Below are 22,418 nucleotides of genomic sequence, written 5' to 3' on the forward strand. Positions count from 1 at the left end.
ATGAAAAGTTTAAAGAATATTATATTAGGAATATCTTGTGCTTCGGCTATCGCTTTGACAGGATGTATAGATGAGACTTTGCCGACTCATCAAGCTACGGATGAGCAATTAAGTTCTTCTTCCAAAGCAACGGAGGCACTTCTTTGGGCTATGCCGGCATTTGCCAATAACTATAAAACCGTAGATGGCGGGGATTATGATTATGGATACGCTTCATTGATGCACATCCGTGACGTAATGACAGAAGAAATGGTTGTTTTAGAAAGCAATTACGATCATTATAGTGCTTGGGAACATAACCAATACATTGGTCCGAACTATCTTTCCACTCAGTTCATCTGGACTTATTTCTGGAAATTCGTTCAGACAACCAATAATATGATCGGCGCTATCGATCCGGAAAACGCAAATGAGACACAGCTGGGATATTTAGGGGCCGCTTATGGATATCGTGCATTTATTTATCTGGATATGGCCCGTATGTACGAATTTCTCGAAAATGACGGAACTTCTTCAACCAATGCAAGTGGAAACAATGTTTTGAATCTTACTGTTCCCATTGTAACGGAAGGTGTAACTGAAGAATCCGCTCGTAATAATCCGCGTGTGAAACGTCAGGAAATGTATGAGTTCATCCTTGCCGACCTAAATAAGGCCGAAGAATATATCCCTAATTTCCATCGCTCGACTAAAACATTACCCGATTTGGCCGTTGTATATGGATTGAAAGCCCGATTATATATGTGGATGGAAGATTATGCTAATGCACAGATCTATGCGCGTAAGGCTATTGACGAAAGTGGTGCAACCCCAACTACGCAGGAGCAATGGTTAAATGCCACTTCCGGATTCAATGATATCTCTGTTTCTTCTTGGATGTTCGGTTCTACCATGCAAAAGGAAGACGATGTGGTAAAATCCGGTATCATCAACTGGACTTCTTGGATGTCGAATGAAACGACCTACGGATATGCAGCTGCCGGACCGATGCCTTTAGTAGATGTCAACTTCTATAACAAAATTGCAGATACGGACTTTAGAAAATTATCTTGGAAAGCTCCGGCCGGTAGTGCTTTATCCGGCAAAAATACTTACGTCGATGAAGCTGCAGGAGCTGCTTTACCGGAATATGCCTCTTTGAAATTCCGCCCAGGCTCCGGAAATACGTCCGATTTCAATGTAGGGTCAGCTTGTTCATATCCGATGATGCGTGTAGAGGAAATGTATTTTATCGAAGCAGAAGCAGTCGCTCAGCAAAATCCGGCACAGGGGGTTACTCTGTTGAATGATTTTATGAATAATTATAGAGATCCGCAGTACAAATGTACAAAGTCCAACAAAGACGATATTGTAAAAGAAATCGTATTCCAGAAGCGTGTGGAATTTTGGGGTGAAGGACAGAGTTTCTTCGACATTAAACGTTTGAACATGCCTCAGACTCGCGGTTATGCAGGAACAATGCATCATACAATCAGCCGTTTCAATACGACAACACGTCCTGCCTATATGAACTTCTGTATCGTTAGAAGCGAAGGAAACAATAACACAGCTTTAGTCGGATTCGAGAATCCGGATCCGAGTGATGTATATTCTTCTTGGGCTGAATAATATTAAAAGTATATCAATATGAAAAAGATAAATAAATACATTAGCATGGTTGCATTGGGCGCTTTAACTATGGTGTTCAATGCTTGTACAGACGAATGCGAAAGAGAAGCTTCTCCTGTTCAGACAGATGGGATTACTGCTTATATTGATTTCAATACGCCAACTTCTTTCGCATTCCTACCCGATGACGAACAGTCTTTCGAAATAAAAATCGGCCGTCAATTGACAACAGAAGCAGCAACAGTCCATATTACGGCAGAAGGTGAAAAGTTCAATGTTCCACAAACGGTTGAATTTGCAGCCGGTGAAACTGAAAAAGCCGTAAAAATCACATTCGATATTGCAATCGGGGCTTCAGCATCTGTGAAAATAGGTATTGAGGAAGGTGATACATATATATATGGTTTAACTGAGCAGACCATTAAAGTTGCCAGAGATTACACTTGGGTTTCTGCAGGCTCTTTAACCTTCTCTGATCCGATTTTTACCGGAGCAGAAGGTGAATTAAAGGTAGAAAAAGCAAAAGAAGGTAATAACCTTTATAGAATCATCGAACCGTATTGTGAAGAAGGTGCTGGAATTCATCTTCAATTTACATTGGACGATAATCACAATGCTGTATCTTTATTGCCGGTCGGTTCTCTGTTCGATTTAGGAAATGGATACCAGCTTTACTATGTTCCTGAACAATATCCTAATTACTGCTTCTTTACAAATGAAGGAAATAGCTTTAATTTCGGTTTCTTGTTTACTGACAACGGATCCGACCTGTATGTCGGAAACGGATCTTTTGTTTGGAGTAAAGAATATCCAGGCAAGTAAAATCTGATTATTTATTATATTAAACAAGTGAGGCTGTCTGAAAAATAGACAGCCTCGTTTTTTATGTATCAGAATACAATTACCAAAAAAGCGAATCCGAATATCACCAGTGCTGATACCAATACGACCTTGGCTTATATCATTTCTGACGTCATTAAGAATTATTTTGCAAACCTGACATCGGTCCCCTTATCCTCTTTCGCCTTAATAGCCAGAGCCCGGCCTTGAACTTTTACTTTTCCGGTTATAAATTCCGGGATATTGAAAGATTTCATAAAAGAGGGATAGAAACCGACATCTTTCTGAGGCAGTAGAAACGGCTTGCCTACTTTGCCATCTTCTCCCACATAAGCAATATACGGACGTGTATATAAACCGTCTATCCGCCGGCTGCTGAAAACGAACCAACGACTGTTGCTGCTCCAGGAATGGTAGCTTTCAACATCGTCGCTATTCACTTCCGCCAACGGACGACTCGTGCCAATCTGAAGATCCGTCATATATAAATCGGCATCTTTATGCCAGATCGAAAAGTTTCCATAACCGGACAATGTATATAAAAGGTAACGTCCGTCAGGTGAAACACGCGGGAAAGAAGCACTCATTCCGCCGCTCTTCGCATTGTAAAGCGTATCAACCTGCGTTCCGAAAGTACGTGTCGCCGGATCAAAGGAAATGGAACATAAGTTATATTTGACTTCTGAGTATTCCTGCGGAATAGGGCGGGCCTCCGCTGTACAGAAATAGAGTGTCTTTCCGTCGGGAGAGAAAGTAGGAAATGTTTCAAAAGCATCTTTCGAAAAAATAGTTGAAGCTGTTACGATCTCGTGTTTTTCCACATCGTATACCACAACATCTGAAGCCTCATCATATACCTCCACCCTATTCTTGTCATTCAGATGAAATGCCTGCTTGGTCGTATTCACAGAGAAAGCCACATATTTACCCGAAGGATGCCAGGAAGGGTAAACCAAAGAAGAAATCGTTTCCCTCGTCTTGGTATTCAGTTTTTCTATCTTATCACCATCGACCAGGATCGTTCCCGGAAAAGTCTCACGCATATGGAACAACATCTTATCCGGATTCTGCATGCAAAACGAATGGCAATTCACACAATTGTTTCCACTCATCTTATTTTCAATAATGGGAGTTTGCGTATAACTCTCCAGATCCCGCTGATAGATTCCCATCTTATTCCACAACTCATATCCCGGATCAATCAGACGATAAGCCAGATAAGAGTCTATTTTTTCCGCAGCAACCTGGATGGTAAAAGGAGAATAGGCCACCCACTCATTGCCTTGTTTCACCTGAACCGTCACCTGTATGGAGTTACCAGTAGCCGATTCCAATAATTTCTTCCATTTGGAAGGGGGAATCACAAAGCCACCCTTTTCTCCTTTCACTTCGAATTGTTGCCCTCCAAAAGAAAAAACAGCACACGATCCGGCATCCTGGTCGTTCAAAGCAAAATTCAAGGGAGCTATATTAGGGGGAATTACCACACCGTTATAATCCGGAAAAATGACAGGCATCTCGTCCAATGTACGGCTCACTTTCACCGAGTCGGAACAAGACAACAAAGCAGCCAGCATACACATATATATATTCTTTCTTTCCATGTTCTCACACATCATTTAAACATAAAGTAAAACCAGTAGGTATTTCCGTACGACCGGTTCAACAACCCGGCAATAGCACTGTTATTACGGTTCGCAAGCACCTGCTTTTTATAGTCGGCGAAGCGGGCTACAGTTGTTTCGGAGACATTGAAACGTTTCCAGTAATCCGGTTCTTTTTCAGACATCACAATGACAGCTTCCTGGAAATGCACAGGTAAAACAGGCAAGAACTCCGTCCCATAATATTTCTCCACCATCGCTTTAAACCCCTCTAAATCTTTAGCCAGTAAATACATAGCACCCAAATACTGCAATGCTGCAGAATTGGCCGGTCCCTTTTCCAGGAAAAGCTCCAGGTCCCCCGTCAACCCATTTATCATTGCCAATGAATTCCGATCCGGCAACATCCGCCTGCGGATTCCCAATACAGGATCGCTTTCGACAACTTCGTCATTATAAAGGAATTTGCGCTGTGATTGAGCCCAATCACGATATGCATATGTTCTCTCAAGTATCGAGATATATTTTTCAGCTATGGGATACGTGCCATAAATCAGATTTGTCTGCACCAGTCTTTTCAGCATACGAGGATTGCCATCCTCCATAGCACTCACATAACCTTCAAAAGCCATTTCCTGCGATGATGCGGTTGCTCCCATCGTAAAATAGATATCACTGAGCAGGCAAGATATATTTTCCGATTTATTCCATTGTACAAGCAATCCCTGAGGTCCCCGTTGGTCGAAGTTGAACATTTTGTCCGAAAGTTCCCCCTTATTGGCCAATGCCATATTCAGATGGCACATATATAAAAAGTTAGTCAGTTTCCCTTTACATTCTTCTATTGTCTTGTCCCATTGTTCCGTTCGGGCAAAGTAATCCAGTTTTTTCAACCTCAGCGTCTTTGCATCGCTATATTTGGGCATTCCCCACCACAGGACGGCACCGATCATAGCCAATTGAACGATACAACTGATCCCCGCCCGCCATTTCTTTCCGGACAAGCTATTTTTATTCCGGATAAAGAAAGCGACAAGAAAGACCAGAGGCAGGCAAATCCAAGAATAATAAATGATTTCTTTTGGATGGAGCGTATTGTGGTAATACAGATCCGGCCCGAAAACCCACCGATATTCGCCCATCAAAGAGAAATAAACCGTTCCAACACCTAATAGCAAAACCTCCGCAACCCAGATCAACGAGATATACCATTTAGGCGTCTTCCGCAACCCTTCGAACAGGCAAACCATTCCGGCAAACAAGACGGCAATCGATCCTGCCAACCAGAACAAGACCGTAACCAACACACAGCCTGCCACCAAACGGAAAAGATCATTCCGTATCCTCATATACCCACAGAGCAAAGCCATCATCATCAGGTAGCAAACAGTGCCCTGTACCCTGTAATTGAAGTCGAAATGCATGAATAGCAAAGCCAACATCGGTAGCACATAAAGGATAAAAAGCCCCGAAACAGGCGCGATCCGTTTCACAATACCAGCCGTACAAACCCCGACACCTGTCAATAAGGCCGCAGTAACCAACGCCCCAACATAGGGACGGATAAAAAACTGCACCAGGAATTCCGCCACCAACATGGAAAAGCCACCCGGAAGAAGCAGTTTATTCCTTATATACGCCTCGGTAAACAAAAACAGCTGGCTCTGTTCTATATAATAAAAGTGATACTCGAAACGCGTTTGCAAGAAAGCAAACAAAGCTCCGAAAACGACCAACCAAAAGGCAACAAGTTTGTATTTCATCAGACAAATCCTTAAGCGTGTTTAACTAATTCAAAACGTCTATCCACACAAGACGGCAATTCATGCGGATAGTGTGTGACATAGATCAGCGTCTTTCCCGGACACGAACAAAACTGCTCGATAATGGCAGCCGCCTTCTTCTTATTGCTCACATCCAACCCATGCAACGGTTCATCCAAGATAATCAGGTCCGGATCTTTTACAAACGCACGCGCCAAAAGTGCCAACCGCTGTTCGCCGGACGAAAGCGTAAGGAAAGACCGGTCTTTCAACTCTTCGATACCGAATACACGCATCCAAGCCAAAGCTATCTGTTGTTGCTGCTCCGTACACTTCCTGAACAACCCGACTGAGTCAAAGAAACCGGAACCAACGATACTCAATACCGGTACATTCTCCATATAGAAAAGATGCATTTCCGGGGAAACATATCCGATGCGCTTCTTTATATCCCAGATACTTTCTCCCGACCCACGTTTCCGGTCAAAAAGATAAAGCGTGTTGGCATACGATTGAGGATTATCGGCATAAATCAAGCTCAACAAAGTCGACTTGCCTGCCCCGTTCGGACCGAACAACGCCCACTTCTCCCCATTTTTCACTTCCCAATCCAATTCTTTCAGGATGGTACGGCTACCATATTTGACCGAAACGTGTTCCATCCTGAAAGTAACGAGATGGGTGGAAGGTTCTTTCTGATCCTCAACCGGGAGTGAAAACGACTCGCTCCGAACAGAATCGACTTTTCCTTCGGACGGGAACAAATCAGCAATCAGATCCGTTTGCTTCAGGAATTTCTCCCGACTGTAAATCGGAAGGCACTTACGCTGCTTGACCGGTAAGATATGCGTAATCATTTCAGGTATATCATCCGGATTGGAAAGCAGTAAAACCACCTGCACACCTTTCAATTTCGTCATTTGCTGCAACATCTCCACCAGAACACCTCTCGAAGGAGCATCCAGTCCGATAAAAGGATTATCCAATATCAAGACACGGGGACGTTTCAACAACGTACGAACAATCAAGAACTTTCTCAATTCACCACTGGACAGGAAGATCAGTTTCTTCGGCAAAAACTCTTCTATACCGAACAAAGATAACACATTATGATAATCTTCCGATCCGGCATCTTCATTTAATATATCTTCTATTGTAGGAACCTCGTCCGTTTCAGTCGAATGCCAGCGTTGCTGATAATAAGAATTACGGCAATCAGCCAAAGAGTAAATATCTTTAAACGCTATACTTTTCACCAGATTACTGACATTCCCCTCGTATCCGAAAGTAACTTCGCCTTCCTTCAATGCAAATTTACGTTGCATAACATCGGCAATCAATGTTTTGCCTGCACCATTTGGCCCGATGACAGCCCATTGTTGTCCCTCTTCTATTATCCAGTTGAGAGGTTCTTCAAAACGCAGTTCCGGCAAACGGGTCACGACGTTCCGAATATTCACCATTATTTTCCTATTTTCCATCGCCTTTTTATTACACGAAGCAAAGGTAACAGAAAAGGGGAAACTCTCCCAAGCTCCCCCTTCTATTTTGTACAGGTATATTGTTATATATATTTCTTCGCAAATTAGTTACCAAAAACAGACCTGTACAGTATCCCAACGTTCGTTTCAAAAATACACTTAAACTATTTACACCACAAATATAGTAAATAATTTTACTTATTATCATTTTACAACTCAAATTTGTTGCAAAACATAATATTTACAATAAGTTTAGTAACACATTAAAAGACACGTGTGCCCTTTCCCAAATGAATATCTGAAGCCTGCGTGATAATCACCTGCTTAACCCCGGCATCAATCGCTTGAAACGAATTTTCGAGTTTAGGGATCATTCCCCCTTGAATCACACCTGCTTCCACATACTGCTTAAAAGCCGTACGGTCTATTTCGGGAATCACACTTTCATCATCGTTCTCATCTTTCAAAACCCCTTTCTTCTCAAAGCAGAACATCAAAGTCACTTCAAAATGTTTTGCCAGAGCTTTAGCTGCTTCTCCCGCGATCGTATCGGCATTGGTATTCAACATATGTCCTTGTTTGTCGTGTGTAAGGGGAGCTAATACGGGAACAATATCCTGATGAATCAGGGAGGCCAGCAAATCCGCATTCACCTCTTTCACATCACCGACAAAACCGTAGTCAACCTCTCCTACCGGACGTTTGTCCGACCGCATCAGATTCATATCCGCTCCGGTCAGTCCCAACGCGTTTATGCCTAAGGCCTGAAGGCCGGCGACAATATTCTTATTGACCAGTCCTCCGTAAACCATTGTAACCACTCTCAACATATCTGCATCCGTAATCCGGCGACCGCCCACCATCTTACTCTCGATACCCAACTGTGCAGCAAGTTTGGTAGCGGAACGTCCCCCCCCATGAACCAGCACTTTATATCCTTCCACCTGCGAGAAGTCATTCAGCAGATTGCGGAGTGTTTCTTCTTCTTCCACAATCTTTCCTCCCACCTTTATCAGCGTCAGCTTTTCCATTTCTAATAAATTCTTTTAAATTTTTTGAGCCAAAGGTACTAAAAAATAAAAGATTTGTATACTTTTGCATCATCCAACGCGGTAGTAGCTCAGTTGGTAGAGCATCAGCTTCCCAAGCTGAGGGTCACGAGTTCGAGCCTCGCCTACCGCTCCTAAGAAAACACTCTCTGATTATCAAACTATTAACAGATAATCGGGAGTGTTTTTTCTTTGCAAGAAACAAATCATACACATAGCAAAAAGATACCGCAGATATAAGGTTAGCTTGTTTTCGACATTGTCGTGTATATTTTTGACAATGTCGGGAATATACTCGACAATGCCGAAAACAAAATACATGCACAGAAAAATCCCAGCGGCTCAGCATATATTTACGATTATCCGCCAGGAAAAACAAGATTAGAAGGCTGGGATTCATAAATTATCTGTATGTTTGAAAGCAAAAAGCAATAAACAGACAATGACAATACGGCAGGGAAAGATTCTGATAGTTGACGACAACGAGGATATACTATTCACACTAAAGATGTTACTGCGTCCACGCGTAGAAAGTATCACCACTTGCTCCGATCCGAAAGAAATCAACCGGTTAGTTTCCAGAAATCAATATGACGTCATCCTGCTGGATATGAATTTCACAACGGATGCCGTCAGCGGCAAAGAAGGATTCTACTGGCTGGAACGGATACTGGAAATCGCGCCGGATACAGTCGTTATCCTGATCACCGCTTACTCGGACACAGAAAAAGCCGTACGTGCCATCAAAGCCGGTGCAACCGACTTTATTCCTAAACCTTGGCAGAACGAAAAGATGCTGGCAACCCTATCGTCTGCCCTCGAACTTAGTTTCAGCCGTTCGGAAGTGCGAGCGCTTAAAGCGCAAAAATCAACGCTCACAGCTGCAACAGAGCCGGAAACGGAAGTAATCGGCGAATCGGCTGCCATGCAAAACGTGTTTCGAACGCTTGAAAAGCTAAAAGATACGGACGCCAACATCCTGTTGCAGGGAGAAAACGGGACAGGTAAAGATTTGATCGCCTACACGCTTCACAAGCAATCCGGACGCGGGAAAGAGCCGTTCATCCCGATAGATCTCGGAAGCATCCCACATGAACTGTTCGAAAGCGAACTGTTCGGCCACGAGAAAGGAGCGTTTACGGATGCGGACAAAAATAAATCCGGGCGCATCGAGATCGCATCCGGCGGCACGCTTTTCCTGAACGAGATCGGTAACTTGCCGTTGATGGCCCAATCCAAATTACTGACAGTCATCGAACAGCGCAAAATAAACCGGGTTGGTTCCACACAAGAGATCCCGATCGACATCCGCCTGATCTCAGCCACCAATACAGACTTGCACGCAGCCGTGCAGGAAGGACATTTCCGGCAAGACTTGTTATACCGGATCAATACGATCGAGATCATAATCCCGCCTTTACGTGAACGGGGAAATGATGTGACGCTCCTCGCCCGGCATTTCCTGCAACGCTATTGCCAGAAGTATAAAAAAGAGATAGACGGCTTTTCCGACGAAGCATATCAACTGTTGAAACAGTATAACTGGCCGGGAAACGTGCGTGAACTTCAACATGTGATCGAACGCGCCGTAATCCTTTCCGAAACCCGACAATTGCAATATGACGATTTCATGCTTCGCCTTCCTGTTTACAACTCCCAGGACAAAGAAGGCAAGTTCAACCTGGAAGAACTGGAGAAAAACACGATACAGGAAGTGCTTCGTCATTGCTCCGGAAATATGACACAGGCAGCCAGCCTGCTTGGTATCACACGTACTTCCTTATACCGGAGGTTGGAAAAATACAGCTTATGAAACGTTATACGAAAAAAGCGGCCGGATTGATTTTCCTACTGTTGGCGACCAGCGTGACGTTCGGGCTACTTGTCGCTTTCCAGTTTTATATCTCCGCCATCGTCACGTTTGCCTTGATTTTGTTCGAGGGATATTATCTGTTTCACATGATGGAACGCAGTGACCGCTTGTTCAAACAGTTTATCTGGTCGATTCGCTATTCCGACTTTCTCGCCTCCGGCACTCCTTTACAAAAACAGAATGACAAGATTCCGCAAGACATGGTGAAGGTCATGGAAGAAGCTTTGCAACATTACAAAAAACACCTGCAAGAGAAGGAAAGCCAGCTGCAATATTTCCAGGCTTTGGCAAACCATATCGACCTTTCCGTATTTGTCTACTCCGCCACCGGACAGGTAGAATGGATGAACCAAGCGTTCAAGATACAAACGGGTCTGAACTTTGCCGAAACGATCGACGATCTGGCCACCTATCATCCGGAACTTCCCGCCCGCCTGCGCACTTTGCATCCTGGCGAACTGTCCATCCTGCAAGTCAGGCGGAAAGATGAATATTCGCAGTTGATCCTTTCAGCCATATCATTCGTCGTCCTGGGCAAGCCGCTTACGGTCGTCAGCATGAAAAACATCCGTTCCGTCCTGGAAAACAAAGAGACGGAAGCCTGGCAGAAATTGATCCGGGTTCTGACACACGAGATCATGAACTCCATGACGCCGATCGTTTCCCTATCCGAACTGCTCCGGAACAAGTGCATGGATGAACCGGGAGTCGATACGGAAGACAGGGAAGAGATCAACCAAGCTGTCGAAACGATTTTCCGCAGGAGCAGCGGCTTGGTACGCTTCGTAGAAAGCTACCGGAAAGTTACGGGCATCCCGATGCCTATTCCGGAGATTATACCGGTCAACCATTTCCTAGACAACATCAGCCTCCTGTTCAAGGACCAGAAAGACAAGATCAAGATCATCCCCGCGACGGCACACCTACAAGTTATTGCCGACAAAGGATTGATCGAACAAGTGCTGATCAACCTGGTCAAGAATGCTTTGGACGCAACACGCCATTGTCTGAGGCCACAGATCGAACTGTCTGCCGGCATCAACGAAGAGGGCAAAACCTTTATCCGGGTAAGCGACAACGGGACAGGCATACCGGTTGAAGTTCAGGAACGTATCTTTATCCCATTCTTCACGACCAAACCTTCCGGCTCCGGCATCGGGTTGAGTATTTCCAGGCAGATCATGCACATGCACAAAGGAGATTTGTCCGTTTTATCCGAGAACGGACAAGGCAGTCGGTTCTTCGTTACTTTCGGCTCAATTCAAAAGTAAGCAAAACTTTTCTTTCAAGAGAAAAGTAATATTCCTACATTTGTATGCACAAAGAAACAAAGACAGCAGATAGTTATGATAAAGATATTCTCAACAGACAAAGTCAGAGAGCTCGATAAATATACCATTCAAAACGAACCGATCAGCTCTATCGACTTGGTAGAACGCGCGGCAACCGTATTTACAAGTGAATTTTGCCGCCGCTATTCCAAACAAACCCGCATTATCGTATTTGCCGGACAAGGAAATAACGGAGCCGACGCACTGGCAATTGCCCGTATGCTGACGGATGCCGGTTACCGGGTGGAAACTTATCTGTTCAATCCTACCATGCGTCTTTCCGAAGACTGCGAACTGAATAAGCAACGATTGCTCCACATGGAAAAGATCGAATTCACGGAAGTCGTGGATGATTTTGTCCCGCCCGAACTGGAAGAGCGGGATGTAGTGATAGACGGCTTGTTCGGTTCCAGCTTGAATCGCCCCTTAACCGGAGGTTTTGCTGCAATGGTAAGATATATCAACCAGTCGGATGCGACCATCGTCTCAATTGACATCCCTTCCGGCCTGTTCGGAGAAGATAACCGCAAGAACGATCCGGACTCTATTATCCATGCCGACCTGACGCTGACATTCGGTTTCCCGAAACTGGCGTTCCTGCTCCCTGAAAATGCAGAATTTGTCGGTGAATGGAAAGTACTGGATATTCTGTTACACCCGGAAATAATAGCCAACACTCCGACACAATTCACATTGGTGACAGAAGAGGATATTGCTGCTGTCTTCCAGCCCCGTAACCGTTTTGCCCATAAAGGTACATTCGGACATGCACTGCTGATAGCCGGAAGCCAAGGAAAGATGGGAGCCGCCCTGCTGTCCGCAAAGGCCTGCCTTAGGAGTGGCGCCGGCTTGCTGACTGTTCATATCCCCGGACGTGGCGAACAGATTTTGCAGACTGCTTTTCCGGAAGCGATGGTTGATCTGGACCAACATCAAGATCATTTCAGTTCTGTTTCCGGTATCAAAGCCTACTCTTCTATCGCAATCGGGCCTGGTTTGGGAAAACATCAGGATTCCGCAAAAGCACTGGAACAACTGCTCCAAGTAGTAGAGAAGCCGCTTGTGATCGATGCCGACGGATTGAATCTGATCGCAGCCAATAAAGATTTATTGAAACGTATCCCTCCACGCAGTATCCTGACGCCGCATCCCAAAGAGTTCGACCGGATAGCGGGTGAAAGCATCAATTCATACGAACGGTTGAAAAAAGCTCAGGCTTTCGCTATCGATCATCAACTTTGTGTTGTCCTGAAAGGGGCTTATACGGCAATCTGTACGGCTACCGGGAATGTTTATTTCAACAATTGTGGAAATCCGGGTATGGCTACAGCCGGCAGTGGCGATGTTTTGACAGGTATCATCCTGGCATTGCTTACGCAAGGGTTAGAACCTGAAACGGCTGCTGTCGCAGGTGTTTTCCTCCACGGGACAGCAGGTGACCTGGCTGCCGTCTACCGCTCCGAAGAGAGCATGATCGCCAGTGATATTACGGATATGCTGGGGAAAGCGTTCAAGCAGATAAAATAAAAACACTCCATTTATTTAACTCAATAAAGGAGGTGTGTCGAAACTATCCTGTTCCCGCGCTTGAAGCGGGATCGCATTAAAACCGGCCCTATAAAAATCTGATTGATAAGGCCTGTTCTTTTGCGGCCCCGCATCAAATGCGGGGACAAGGAGATTTTGACACACCGCCTTTGTTATATGATCCGCTAATCTGCTACTGTATCGACAAAAAGATAGGCTTTTATCTCATAAACCGAAGCAAATAAATAAAATGATTAAAACATTTTATTGTAAATAAATCGTTTTTTCCCCGAAAACAAGTATATTCGAATCCATAATTAAAGGAGATAGAAATGAATAAGTTTTTACTACATATAACATCGTTTGTAGTCATTATTTTATTCCTGTTCATGGGTGCTTGCCATAATCACCCACAGGCCCCAATGCTACTCGAAGTGGAGAAAATCATCGAAGAACAACCAGACAGTGCCCTAAGTATCCTGAATAAAATCGAAAATATCAACCAGCTGTCCGAAAAGGATCATGCAACTTATTGCCTGCTCTTAACCCAAGCTCAAGACCTGAATTATATCACACATACTTCAGATTCTTTAATTAAAATTGCGGCGACGTATTTTGAGAAAAGTAACGATAAACAACACTCCATGTTAGCTTACTACTACTTAGGACGTGTAAACTCCGATTTACAAGATGCTCTACAAGCACAAGAATATTATTTAAGGGCTTTGGAGATCGGCGAAGATTCAAAAGATTATACTCTCCTAATTAAAATTTATAACAACTTAGGTACTTTATATGCATACCAGGATATCAACGATATGGCATTACCTATGTATAAAAAGGTCTTGTCATATTTGGAGTTAGAGCCTGATTCGGTAAAAACAGGATTTGCTTTAAGGAATATAGCCCGTGTATTTTCTTCCACTGAACAAACAGATAGTGCACAATATTACTATTTGCAAGCTATCAATTATACAACTCCTCAAAATATATCGTCAATTTTCCTTAGTTTAGGTAATTTAAGCTACGAAAAAGGAGAATATCAGAAAGCAAAAGAATATATTGAAAAAGCGCTAAATTTAGCAGTTAATAAAAAAACCTTAGGACCTGTTTATTTATCAAAAGGCAAATTATTTGCAGCTATAGGAGAGCTTGATTCTGCCAAACATTATTTAACAAAAGGATTAAAAAGTCCCTATATCTATACAAAAGCAGGAAGTTTGCAACGTTTAGCTCAAATAGCATTAAAAGAAAATAAACTTCACGATTATGTTCGATACATCACAAACTACGAACAGGTACGGGATTCTATCACAAAATACTCACACTTTGAAAATATTCGCATGGTTCAAGGCATGTTTAATTATCAACATATAGCTAAAGAAAAAAACAAATTTGAAAAAGAAGCAACTCATAGAATGATATTAGTATATCAGGTCATTATTATCTTCTCCATCATCTTTGCAATGAGCTTCATTACCATCCAAAGGGGACAAAAGAAAAGAAAAAGGCTTGCTGATTTAAGAGAAGAACAGTATAAACGTAGTCAGCAATATATCGAAGACAATGAAAGGCAAATTTTGCAACTGACTGAAAAACTTCATTCCAAGCAAGAAGAAATGAGTGAAGTTGAAAGGCAATTATATGAAGCAAGAAAATTAATGCTCGAAATGGAAAACAGGCAAATCTTCGAAAAACAGGGAACGTTTCTTTTGTTAGAAAAAGACTTCCATAACTCATCTTTATATATCAGAATTCATAGAGAAGATGATATACAACTTGGTTCAAGTGAATGGGAAGAACTACACCAATTAATTGATGCAACATATTCAGATTTCACCAATCGGCTTATAAAACTTTACCCACAAATATCCATAGAAGAAATACATATTTGTTATTTAGTAAAGATGCAACTATCTATAAAAAAGATAGCCTCCATCATGCACATCACGAGTTCAGGAGTATCTCAATGCCGTAGAAGATTATACAAAAAATTCACGGGGGAACCACAAAACACGGAAAAATTCGACAAATTTATATCTGATTTTTAAACAGATACAATTTGTCACATTTTTGTCAACAAAAATACGTACTCCATAATAATGATAAATTTATCTTTGCCCGAAATCTCAATTTTGACTTTTAGTAAAACAAATCTTATTTAATATTATGAAGCATCTAATTTCAACTTTATTTTTAATTGTGTGTGGTATATTTTGTACCCAAGTGGCATTTTGTGATACTATCCCTATAAAAGGAGAATGGAGTATCGAAGACATACGTTCCGTAGTTCCTGCACCTCCAACAGCCTCCATCGAAGGAAATGTATTAACAGTTAACTTTGTAAATCCACTTGCTGATCTGACCGTAAAAGTTACAGACAACAAAACAGGAAAAGTTGTTTATGAAGAATGTATTTCCGCATCTGCTCCGCAGAGCAAGTCTGTAATCTTGAATGCAGAAAATGGCGATTATACATTGTCATTCACTCATGAACTCGGCTATTTAACTGGTGAGTTTGCCATAAAATAACAGGTTGCGTGTAATTCTCCTTTACATGTAAATGTATAAGAACAGTCCCGGGCGGTGATTTAACCAGGCCTAATATCTCGATCTCCTTTTCCGCCGCCTTGGGACCGTTCTTTATATCTTCTCTAATCTATAAATGAGGAAAAGAGGCTTTTCCGGTTGGTTACTAACAAAATATTTCATAGTTTTGTACAATCATTTATTAGAGATTAAACTTAGATTAGAATATGAAGAATTTAATCATTATAGCCAGTCTGCTCCTTAGTTTCCCCATTATGGCTCAGACGAAAGTTGTAAAGAAAAATGCCGTCAAGGCCAATAATTTCGGCATAACTTATTCACTTCCCAAAACATCTTTGGTTGTAGATGCAGAAGTCACGAAAGTAACCTGCAAAGCAGGTCCCTATTATAAATACGCAGAAAAATATTTAGGTGTAAAAGACGCTATCACAGAAGATAATGTCTATTACGAATTAGGAAAGATCGGCTTGATCAACAAAGGTGTACCCGATGCGGACAATACATTTATCGTTGAATTTAAGGCCGGCACAGTCGCTCCATATGCTTATCTGACAGAAGACGGACTGCTATGTTCCATCAACGCCGAATACACACCCAATGAATCCGCACTGGAAGCGGCAAGAAAGAAAAACCAAACTCCGACAAAAGTAACCGACGCCTCTGTTTTTTCAGAAGAGTTACTTATGGCGGGATCTACAGCTAAACAAGCAGAGGTGGCAGCCAAGCAAATCTACCGTATCCGTGAAAGCCGCATGAACATCCTTACGGGTGACGCCGATAACCTGCCGCCCGACGGCGAAGCGATGAAGCTGGTCATCCAGCAATTGGAAGAGCAGGAGAAAGCGCTAACCAACTTGTTCACAGGAATCCGGACAAAGGAAGTCAGTGACTACGAAGTGACAATTGTTCCTTTCGACAACCTTGATAAAGAAGTATTGTTCCGCTTCTCGCCCCAGCTTGGTATCGTGGATGCCGATGATTTGGGCGGAGCTCCTGTATACATGAACTTAAAAGCCATCGACCGCGCTCCTGTTTTAGACCCGAAAGAAGCTGAAAAGAAAGAAAAATCACTGAAAGGCATTATATATAATGTACCGGGTAAAGCCAGCATCGAAATTAGCATGAACAAAAAAACACTTTATAAAGGCGAAGCACAAATTACCCAATTCGGTACACGGGAAGGACTTGCCCCCGTCATGTTTGAAGACAAAAAAGCTCCGGTAAAAGTTTATTTCTACCCGGAAACAGGTGCAATAAAACAAATCATTCAATAATCATCTAACAATTTAATTCTATGTTTGAAGGACAGCCTAAAGGTTTATATGCGTTAGCCTTAGCGAATACCGGCGAGCGTTTTGGTTATTATACCATGCTCGCGATTTTTGTACTTTTTCTAAAAGCAAACTTTGGCCTATCGCCAGGTATGGCAGGAACGATCTACTCTACATTCCTTGCTTTAGTCTATTTTTTACCATTCATCGGCGGTATTTTAGCCGATAAATTCGGTTATGGCAAGATGGTGACAATCGGTATCATCGCCATGTTTGCCGGATATGTTCTGCTCGCATTGCCATTAGGCAGTGGAACATTGGCTTTGGCCTGTATGTTTTCCGCCTTGTTGGTAATCAGTACGGGGACAGGACTATTCAAAGGGAACCTGCAAGTAATGGTCGGTAATCTATACGACTCTCCCGAATATGCATCTAAACGTGATTCCGCATTCAGTATCTTCTATATGGCTATCAATATCGGCGCATTATTTGCTCCTACGGCAGCCGTAAAGATCATGGAATATGCCCAACAAAGTTTAGGTGTAAGTGTAAACGACTCTTATCATTTCGCTTTCGGAGTGGCCTGCGTCTCACTGATCATATCCATGGCTATCTATTATGCCTCCCGTCGCACATTCAAGCATGTGGAAGGGAATATCAAACAAACAAGTGCAGGAAAAGAAACGGCCAAAGTAGAAGAACTCTCTCCGAGCGAAACAAAAGACCGTATCATCGCTCTGTGTTTAGTATTTGCTGTTGTCATCTTTTTCTGGATGGCATTCCATCAAAACGGACTTACCTTGACTTATTTTGCCGATGAGTTCACGGCCAAAAGTTCAACCGGATTGGAGAGTATGATGTTCGACGTATGGAATCTGGTTGCTATAATCTTTATCGTCTATGGTTTATTTTCCTTATTCCAGTCTTCTACAGGAAAAGGAAAAGCGATATCCGGTATCGTCATTTTACTCGCACTTGCATTCTTAGGATACCGATACAGTTCACTCAATGGTTCGGTTCCTGTAGATGCTCCTATTTTCCAACAATTCAACCCATTCTTCGTGGTTGCTTTAACTCCTGTTTCCATGGCCATTTTCGGTGCATTATCCAGAAAGGGCAAGGAACCGTCGGCTCCACGTAAAATCGGCCTCGGCATGCTGGTGGCAGCATGCGGATTCATATTAATGATGTTTTCATCATTCGGCTTACTGACTCCAGCAGCACAATCCGAAGCAATTCAGGCTGGCACTGCCTCTTTCGTTTCCCCCAATTGGTTAATTTCCACCTATTTGGTCCTTACATTCGGTGAGTTATTGCTTTCACCTATGGGTATTTCTTTTGTTTCGAAAGTCGCTCCTCCCAAATACAAAGGTATGATGATGGGAGGCTGGTTTGTTGCAACAGCTATTGGAAACTATTTGACAGCCGTAGCGGCATGGATTTGGGGAGATATGCCTCTATGGATCGTATGGGGGGTATTGGTCGGAGTATGCCTCGTTTCTGCCGTTTTCATTTTCTCAGTCATGAAAAAATTAGAAAAGGTAGCATAAGACAACCATGAGAAAGCAGTATACATATAAACCTGTCGCTCTCCGCTTCAGAAGGTGGAGCCGGAAAAGGTATGCTGCTTTCGTCAGTATACAACGTGCCGTTACGATCGGGCAATTGTCAGCAAATGTATCCGAACGGTTCCAGACCAAAAATGGTTCCGTACATACATCCGTACTCACTTTCGACAAGACAGGAGAAGGGGAAGCCGAAGAAAAGGAAAAGACATATCGTTCTGACAGTTCGGAAAGCATCCCTCTGTCCAGACTGTACCTGCAAGCCTTATGCCCTGTCCTGACTGTAAGCCAGCCTGCAGCATCGTACGCACACATAGTAAAAGATAACATTTCCGAAATCGCGGAAGGTCCCAGCTATAAGCTGAAGGCCTTCCGCGATTTTCGTTTATACAAATACGAAATCACATGATTGAAACACTCAAACAACACGTTCTTTCCGGTGGCATGATCAACGAAGAACAAGCAAGAGAACTGGCTGCTATCCCAAATAAAGAGGCCTTATACGAAGCGGCCCATCAGATCACCCGTCATTTCATGAGGAACAAGTTCGACACTTGCTCCATCATCAATGCCAAAAGCGGGAATTGCAGTGAAGACTGTAAATGGTGTGCACAGTCCGGACATTATAAAACAAATGTGACGCTTTACCCGTTGTTGCCGGCAGAAGAATGTATCCGCCATGCTACGCATAACCATAAGCAAGGAATCAGCCGTTTTGCACTCGTCACCAGCGGTAAGAAGGTTTCAGACAAAGATATGGTGAAGATTACGGAAACCGTACGCCTTATCAAACAAGCCTGCGATATCAAATGTTGCGCCTCGATGGGACTTCTAAGCCGTGAGCAGCTGCAAGCTCTTTACGACAGCGGAACGGAAAATTACCATTGCAATATAGAAACAGCTCCCTCCTATTTCCGCACCCTTTGCACGACCCACACGACGCAGCAGAAGCTCGAAACGATCCGAACGGCACGGGAAATAGGTTTCCGTATCTGTTCAGGCGGGATAATCGGGATGGGCGAAACGGTTGAGCAGCGCATCGAGATGGCTTTGTTACTTCAAAAGGAAGGAATCCTCTCTATCCCGCTGAATCTCCTGCAGCCGATACCCGGCACACCATTGGAAAAGGCACAACCTCTGACGGACGAAGAGTTCCTGACCACGATCGCCCTGTTCCGCTTTATCAATCCGAATGCTTACCTGCGTTTCTCAGGCGGACGAGCCAGGCTGAGTGAAAAGGTACAGCGTAAGGCTCTTTATATTGGTATCAATTCGGCCATCATCGGCGACCTCCTGACAACTATCGGAAGCCGGGTGGCAGAAGACAAAGTCCTTTTCACCTCCGAAGGATATTCATTAACCGAAAACACAGATTGGGAAAGATGACGACAGAAGAATTACTCCATTTTGACCGGGAACACATCTGGCACCCGTACACATCGACTATCGATCCGCTTCCGGTCTATCCGGTCGAACGTGCGGAAGGGGTTACGATCACCCTGAAAGACGGCCGGAAGTTGATCGACGGCATGTCATCGTGGTGGGCAGCCGTACATGGCTACAATCATCCGGTATTGAATGCGGCAGCCAAGGCACAACTGGATAAGATGAGCCACATCATGTTCGGAGGCTTTACCCACGAACCGGCAGTAGAACTGGCAGCCAAGTTACTCCCGCTACTACCTCCCTCCATGGAAAAGATATTCTTTGCCGACAGCGGTTCCGTTGCGGTGGAAGTCGCCATGAAGATGGCAATCCAATATTGGCAGTCGCAAGGGAAACAGGAAAAACATGCTTTTGCGACCATCCGCAGTGGCTATCACGGCGATACCTGGCACGCGATGTCTGTCTGCGATCCGGTAACCGGCATGCATGGAATTTTTGCCGGAAGCCTGCCTATACAATATTTTATCCCCCAGCCTTCCGTCAAATTCGGAGAGAAATGGGACGAAAAGGCGATCGAACCTTTAAAAGACTTGTTAAAAAAACATGCAGGAGAAATCGCCGCCTTGATCCTTGAGCCTATCGTTCAGGGAGCAGGCGGTATGTATTTCTATTCGCCCGCATTCCTGGTCAAGGCACGCGAATTGTGCGACCGATATCAGGTATTGCTGATTTTTGATGAAATCGCAACTGGATTCGGACGGACCGGGCGCCTTTTTGCCTGGGAATGGGCCGGAGTGGAACCTGACATCATGTGCATCGGCAAAGCATTGACGGGAGGTTACATGACACTTTCGGCAACCATCACCAGTACCCCCGTAGCCGATATGATTTGCAGTGGAGAAGCTGGTTGTTTCATGCACGGACCGACCTTCATGGGGAATCCGTTAGCCTGCGCGATCGCATCGGCATCGGTCTCTCTCTTGCTAGAAAGCGGATGGCAAGAAAAGGTAAAGACCATAGAGGCACAACTCCGGGAAGAATTAGCTCCGGCAATATCCTTCCCCTGCGTACAAGAAGTACGTGTACTGGGAGCCATCGGTGTGATTGAGATGAAAGAGCCTGTGAATATGGCAGTCTTGCAAAAACGTTTCGTCGAAGAGGGCATCTGGATACGTCCGTTCGGAAAGTTGGTTTACCTGATGCCTCCCTTTATCATCACTAAGGAGGAGCTATCGAAGCTGACGAAAGGATTGCTCAACACACTCTCCGAAGAAAGCTGAAACGACATACCGATGTCCCTGGCAGCTTCATCGAGATGTCGGCAGGATCTTCACCGAGATGTCGTCGACACCGACATATGGATGTCATAGAAGGGCATCCATTCAATAATATATAAAACACTTATATTCAAAAAAATAATGAAATACTATAACAATAAACTGGAAGAATGGAAGTCTTCCGGCAACCTGCGCAGTCTTCCCGATGTCATCCATCGTGGCAAATGGATCGAAAAAGAAGGGCAGACTATGCTCAACCTATCTTCCAACGACTATCTCGGACTCTCGTCCCGGCAGGATTTGCGGAATGAGTTTATCGGACAGTTGCAGGAAAGCGGCCTGCCGTTCTCCTCCTCTTCTTCCCGGTTACTGACAGGGAATTTCCCGATCTATACCGAACTGGAAGAACTAATGGCCGAACGCTTCGAGCGCGAAGCCGCCCTGCTGTTCAACAGCGGTTATCATGCTAATACCGGAATACTCCCTGCCTTGACAGACAAACAGTCATTCATCCTGGCAGACAAACTGATACATGCGAGTATCATCGATGGTATCCGGTTAAGCGGTGCGCCTTATCAACGCTATCGTCACTGTGATTATGAGCATTTGGAACAACTATTAGTGAAATATGCGCATGAGTATGAGCAGATTATTATCGTTACGGAAAGTATTTTCAGCATGGATGGAGATGTCGCCGACCTCCGCCGCCTGGTGTCCTTAAAGAAAAGCTATCCGAATATATGGTTGTATGTAGACGAAGCGCATGCCATCGGTGTTAGGGGAAAAAACGGTTTGGGGATCGCCGAGGAGCAAGATTGCATCCGTGATATAGACCTCTTGGTCGGTACTTTTGGTAAGGCTTTGGGATCGATGGGAGCCTACCTGATGTGCAGCCGGACAGTCAGAGAATACCTGATCAATACGATGCGGCCTTTGATATTCAGCACAGCCCTTCCGCCTGCCCAAATAGCCTGGACAAAGTTCCTGTTTGAGAAACTTCCCTGCTTTACTGACGAACGACACCGTCTGTCCGTTATCAGCCACCTACTTTCGGAGGCCTTGAAAGGGAAAGGAGGAGAAATATCGGCAAGCCACATCATTCCTTTCATTATCGGAGAAAACGAGGATTGCATCCTGACAAGCCTCAGCCTACAGCGGAAAGGCTTCTACTGCCTCCCTGTCCGCCCTCCTACGATCCCCAAAGGAACGGCACGAATACGTTTCTCATTAACAGCCGACATAACTGAAGAGGAGATAAGATTTATGATTTATGATTTATATCAAAACACATAA

The 22,418-nt window shown here is 44.0% G+C and carries 17 protein-coding genes and 1 tRNA gene; 14 read left to right on the forward strand and 4 right to left on the reverse strand.

Annotated elements, in window-relative coordinates:
• Window positions 1–1,608, forward strand: coding sequence for a RagB/SusD family nutrient uptake outer membrane protein (locus tag NQ564_RS10065; RefSeq protein ID WP_008150762.1), 1,608 nt, complete (start codon window positions 1–3; stop codon window positions 1,606–1,608).
• Between the two features lie 18 nt (window positions 1,609–1,626).
• Window positions 1,627–2,430 (forward strand): hypothetical protein, encoded by an 804-nt coding sequence (locus tag NQ564_RS10070; RefSeq protein ID WP_008150763.1) that lies wholly within the window; start codon window positions 1,627–1,629, stop codon window positions 2,428–2,430.
• A 161-nt stretch (window positions 2,431–2,591) separates the two neighbouring features.
• Here NQ564_RS10070 and NQ564_RS10075 read toward each other — a convergent pair whose 3' ends face one another.
• From NQ564_RS10075 to argB, 4 genes are all read right to left on the reverse strand, one after another.
• Window positions 2,592–4,052: a TolB family protein gene (locus NQ564_RS10075; protein WP_039848276.1), complete on the reverse strand. Its 1,461-nt coding sequence runs from the start codon at window positions 4,050–4,052 to the stop codon at window positions 2,592–2,594.
• 11 nt (window positions 4,053–4,063) lie between these two features.
• Window positions 4,064–5,815: a DUF6057 family protein gene (locus tag NQ564_RS10080; protein WP_008150766.1), complete on the reverse strand. Its 1,752-nt coding sequence runs from the start codon at window positions 5,813–5,815 to the stop codon at window positions 4,064–4,066.
• An 11-nt stretch (window positions 5,816–5,826) separates the two neighbouring features.
• A complete protein-coding gene (locus tag NQ564_RS10085; RefSeq protein ID WP_129650080.1) occupies window positions 5,827–7,296 on the reverse strand; it encodes an ATP-binding cassette domain-containing protein in 1,470 nt (489 codons plus the stop codon).
• 263 nt (window positions 7,297–7,559) lie between these two features.
• Window positions 7,560–8,327: an acetylglutamate kinase gene (gene argB / locus NQ564_RS10090; RefSeq protein ID WP_008150769.1), complete on the reverse strand. Its 768-nt coding sequence runs from the start codon at window positions 8,325–8,327 to the stop codon at window positions 7,560–7,562.
• A 78-nt stretch (window positions 8,328–8,405) separates the two neighbouring features.
• On the opposite strand from argB, the gene NQ564_RS10095 reads away from it, so the two are divergent.
• The 12 genes from NQ564_RS10095 to NQ564_RS10150 all read left to right on the forward strand — a co-directional run bounded on the left by NQ564_RS10095 (window position 8,406) and on the right by NQ564_RS10150 (window position 22,418).
• Window positions 8,406–8,478: transfer RNA gene (locus NQ564_RS10095), tRNA-Gly, on the forward strand.
• A gap of 309 nt (window positions 8,479–8,787) precedes the next feature.
• Window positions 8,788–10,158 carry a sigma-54-dependent transcriptional regulator gene (locus NQ564_RS10100; protein ID WP_008150771.1) on the forward strand — a complete coding sequence of 457 codons (1,371 nt, stop codon included), beginning with the start codon at window positions 8,788–8,790 and terminating at the stop codon, window positions 10,156–10,158.
• Window positions 10,155–11,489, forward strand: coding sequence for a sensor histidine kinase (locus NQ564_RS10105; RefSeq protein WP_008150772.1), 1,335 nt, complete (start codon window positions 10,155–10,157; stop codon window positions 11,487–11,489). The genes NQ564_RS10100 and NQ564_RS10105 overlap by 4 nt, the downstream gene beginning before the upstream one ends.
• Window positions 11,490–11,564: 75 nt before the next feature.
• Window positions 11,565–13,076: a bifunctional ADP-dependent NAD(P)H-hydrate dehydratase/NAD(P)H-hydrate epimerase gene (locus NQ564_RS10110; protein WP_008150773.1), complete on the forward strand. Its 1,512-nt coding sequence runs from the start codon at window positions 11,565–11,567 to the stop codon at window positions 13,074–13,076.
• 332 nt (window positions 13,077–13,408) lie between these two features.
• Window positions 13,409–15,127 carry a tetratricopeptide repeat protein gene (locus NQ564_RS10115; protein WP_008150774.1) on the forward strand — a complete coding sequence of 573 codons (1,719 nt, stop codon included), beginning with the start codon at window positions 13,409–13,411 and terminating at the stop codon, window positions 15,125–15,127.
• Between the two features lie 118 nt (window positions 15,128–15,245).
• The gene (locus tag NQ564_RS10120; protein WP_008150775.1) at window positions 15,246–15,608 is read left to right on the forward strand and encodes a DUF3244 domain-containing protein; all 363 of its coding nucleotides are present in this window, start codon (window positions 15,246–15,248) and stop codon (window positions 15,606–15,608) included.
• Window positions 15,609–15,832: 224 nt separating this feature from the next.
• Entirely contained in the window at window positions 15,833–16,900 is a 1,068-nt protein-coding gene (locus tag NQ564_RS10125) for a DUF4831 family protein (RefSeq protein WP_008150776.1), read from the forward strand.
• Window positions 16,901–16,920: 20 nt separating this feature from the next.
• Window positions 16,921–18,447, forward strand: coding sequence for a peptide MFS transporter (locus NQ564_RS10130; RefSeq protein ID WP_008150777.1), 1,527 nt, complete (start codon window positions 16,921–16,923; stop codon window positions 18,445–18,447).
• Window positions 18,448–18,454: 7 nt separating this feature from the next.
• The gene (locus NQ564_RS10135; protein ID WP_008150778.1) at window positions 18,455–18,871 is read left to right on the forward strand and encodes a hypothetical protein; all 417 of its coding nucleotides are present in this window, start codon (window positions 18,455–18,457) and stop codon (window positions 18,869–18,871) included.
• Complete coding sequence (gene bioB, locus NQ564_RS10140; RefSeq protein WP_008150779.1) at window positions 18,868–19,848, forward strand: biotin synthase BioB; 981 nt, start codon at window positions 18,868–18,870, stop codon at window positions 19,846–19,848. Before NQ564_RS10135 ends, bioB begins: the two co-directional genes overlap by 4 nt.
• Window positions 19,845–21,128 carry an adenosylmethionine--8-amino-7-oxononanoate transaminase gene (bioA, locus tag NQ564_RS10145; protein ID WP_008150781.1) on the forward strand — a complete coding sequence of 428 codons (1,284 nt, stop codon included), beginning with the start codon at window positions 19,845–19,847 and terminating at the stop codon, window positions 21,126–21,128. The genes bioB and bioA overlap by 4 nt, the downstream gene beginning before the upstream one ends.
• A 138-nt stretch (window positions 21,129–21,266) precedes the next feature.
• Window positions 21,267–22,418: an 8-amino-7-oxononanoate synthase gene (locus NQ564_RS10150; protein WP_008150782.1), complete on the forward strand. Its 1,152-nt coding sequence runs from the start codon at window positions 21,267–21,269 to the stop codon at window positions 22,416–22,418.

The organism is Parabacteroides johnsonii DSM 18315 (assembly GCF_025151045.1).
GTDB lineage: Bacteria > Bacteroidota > Bacteroidia > Bacteroidales > Tannerellaceae > Parabacteroides > Parabacteroides johnsonii.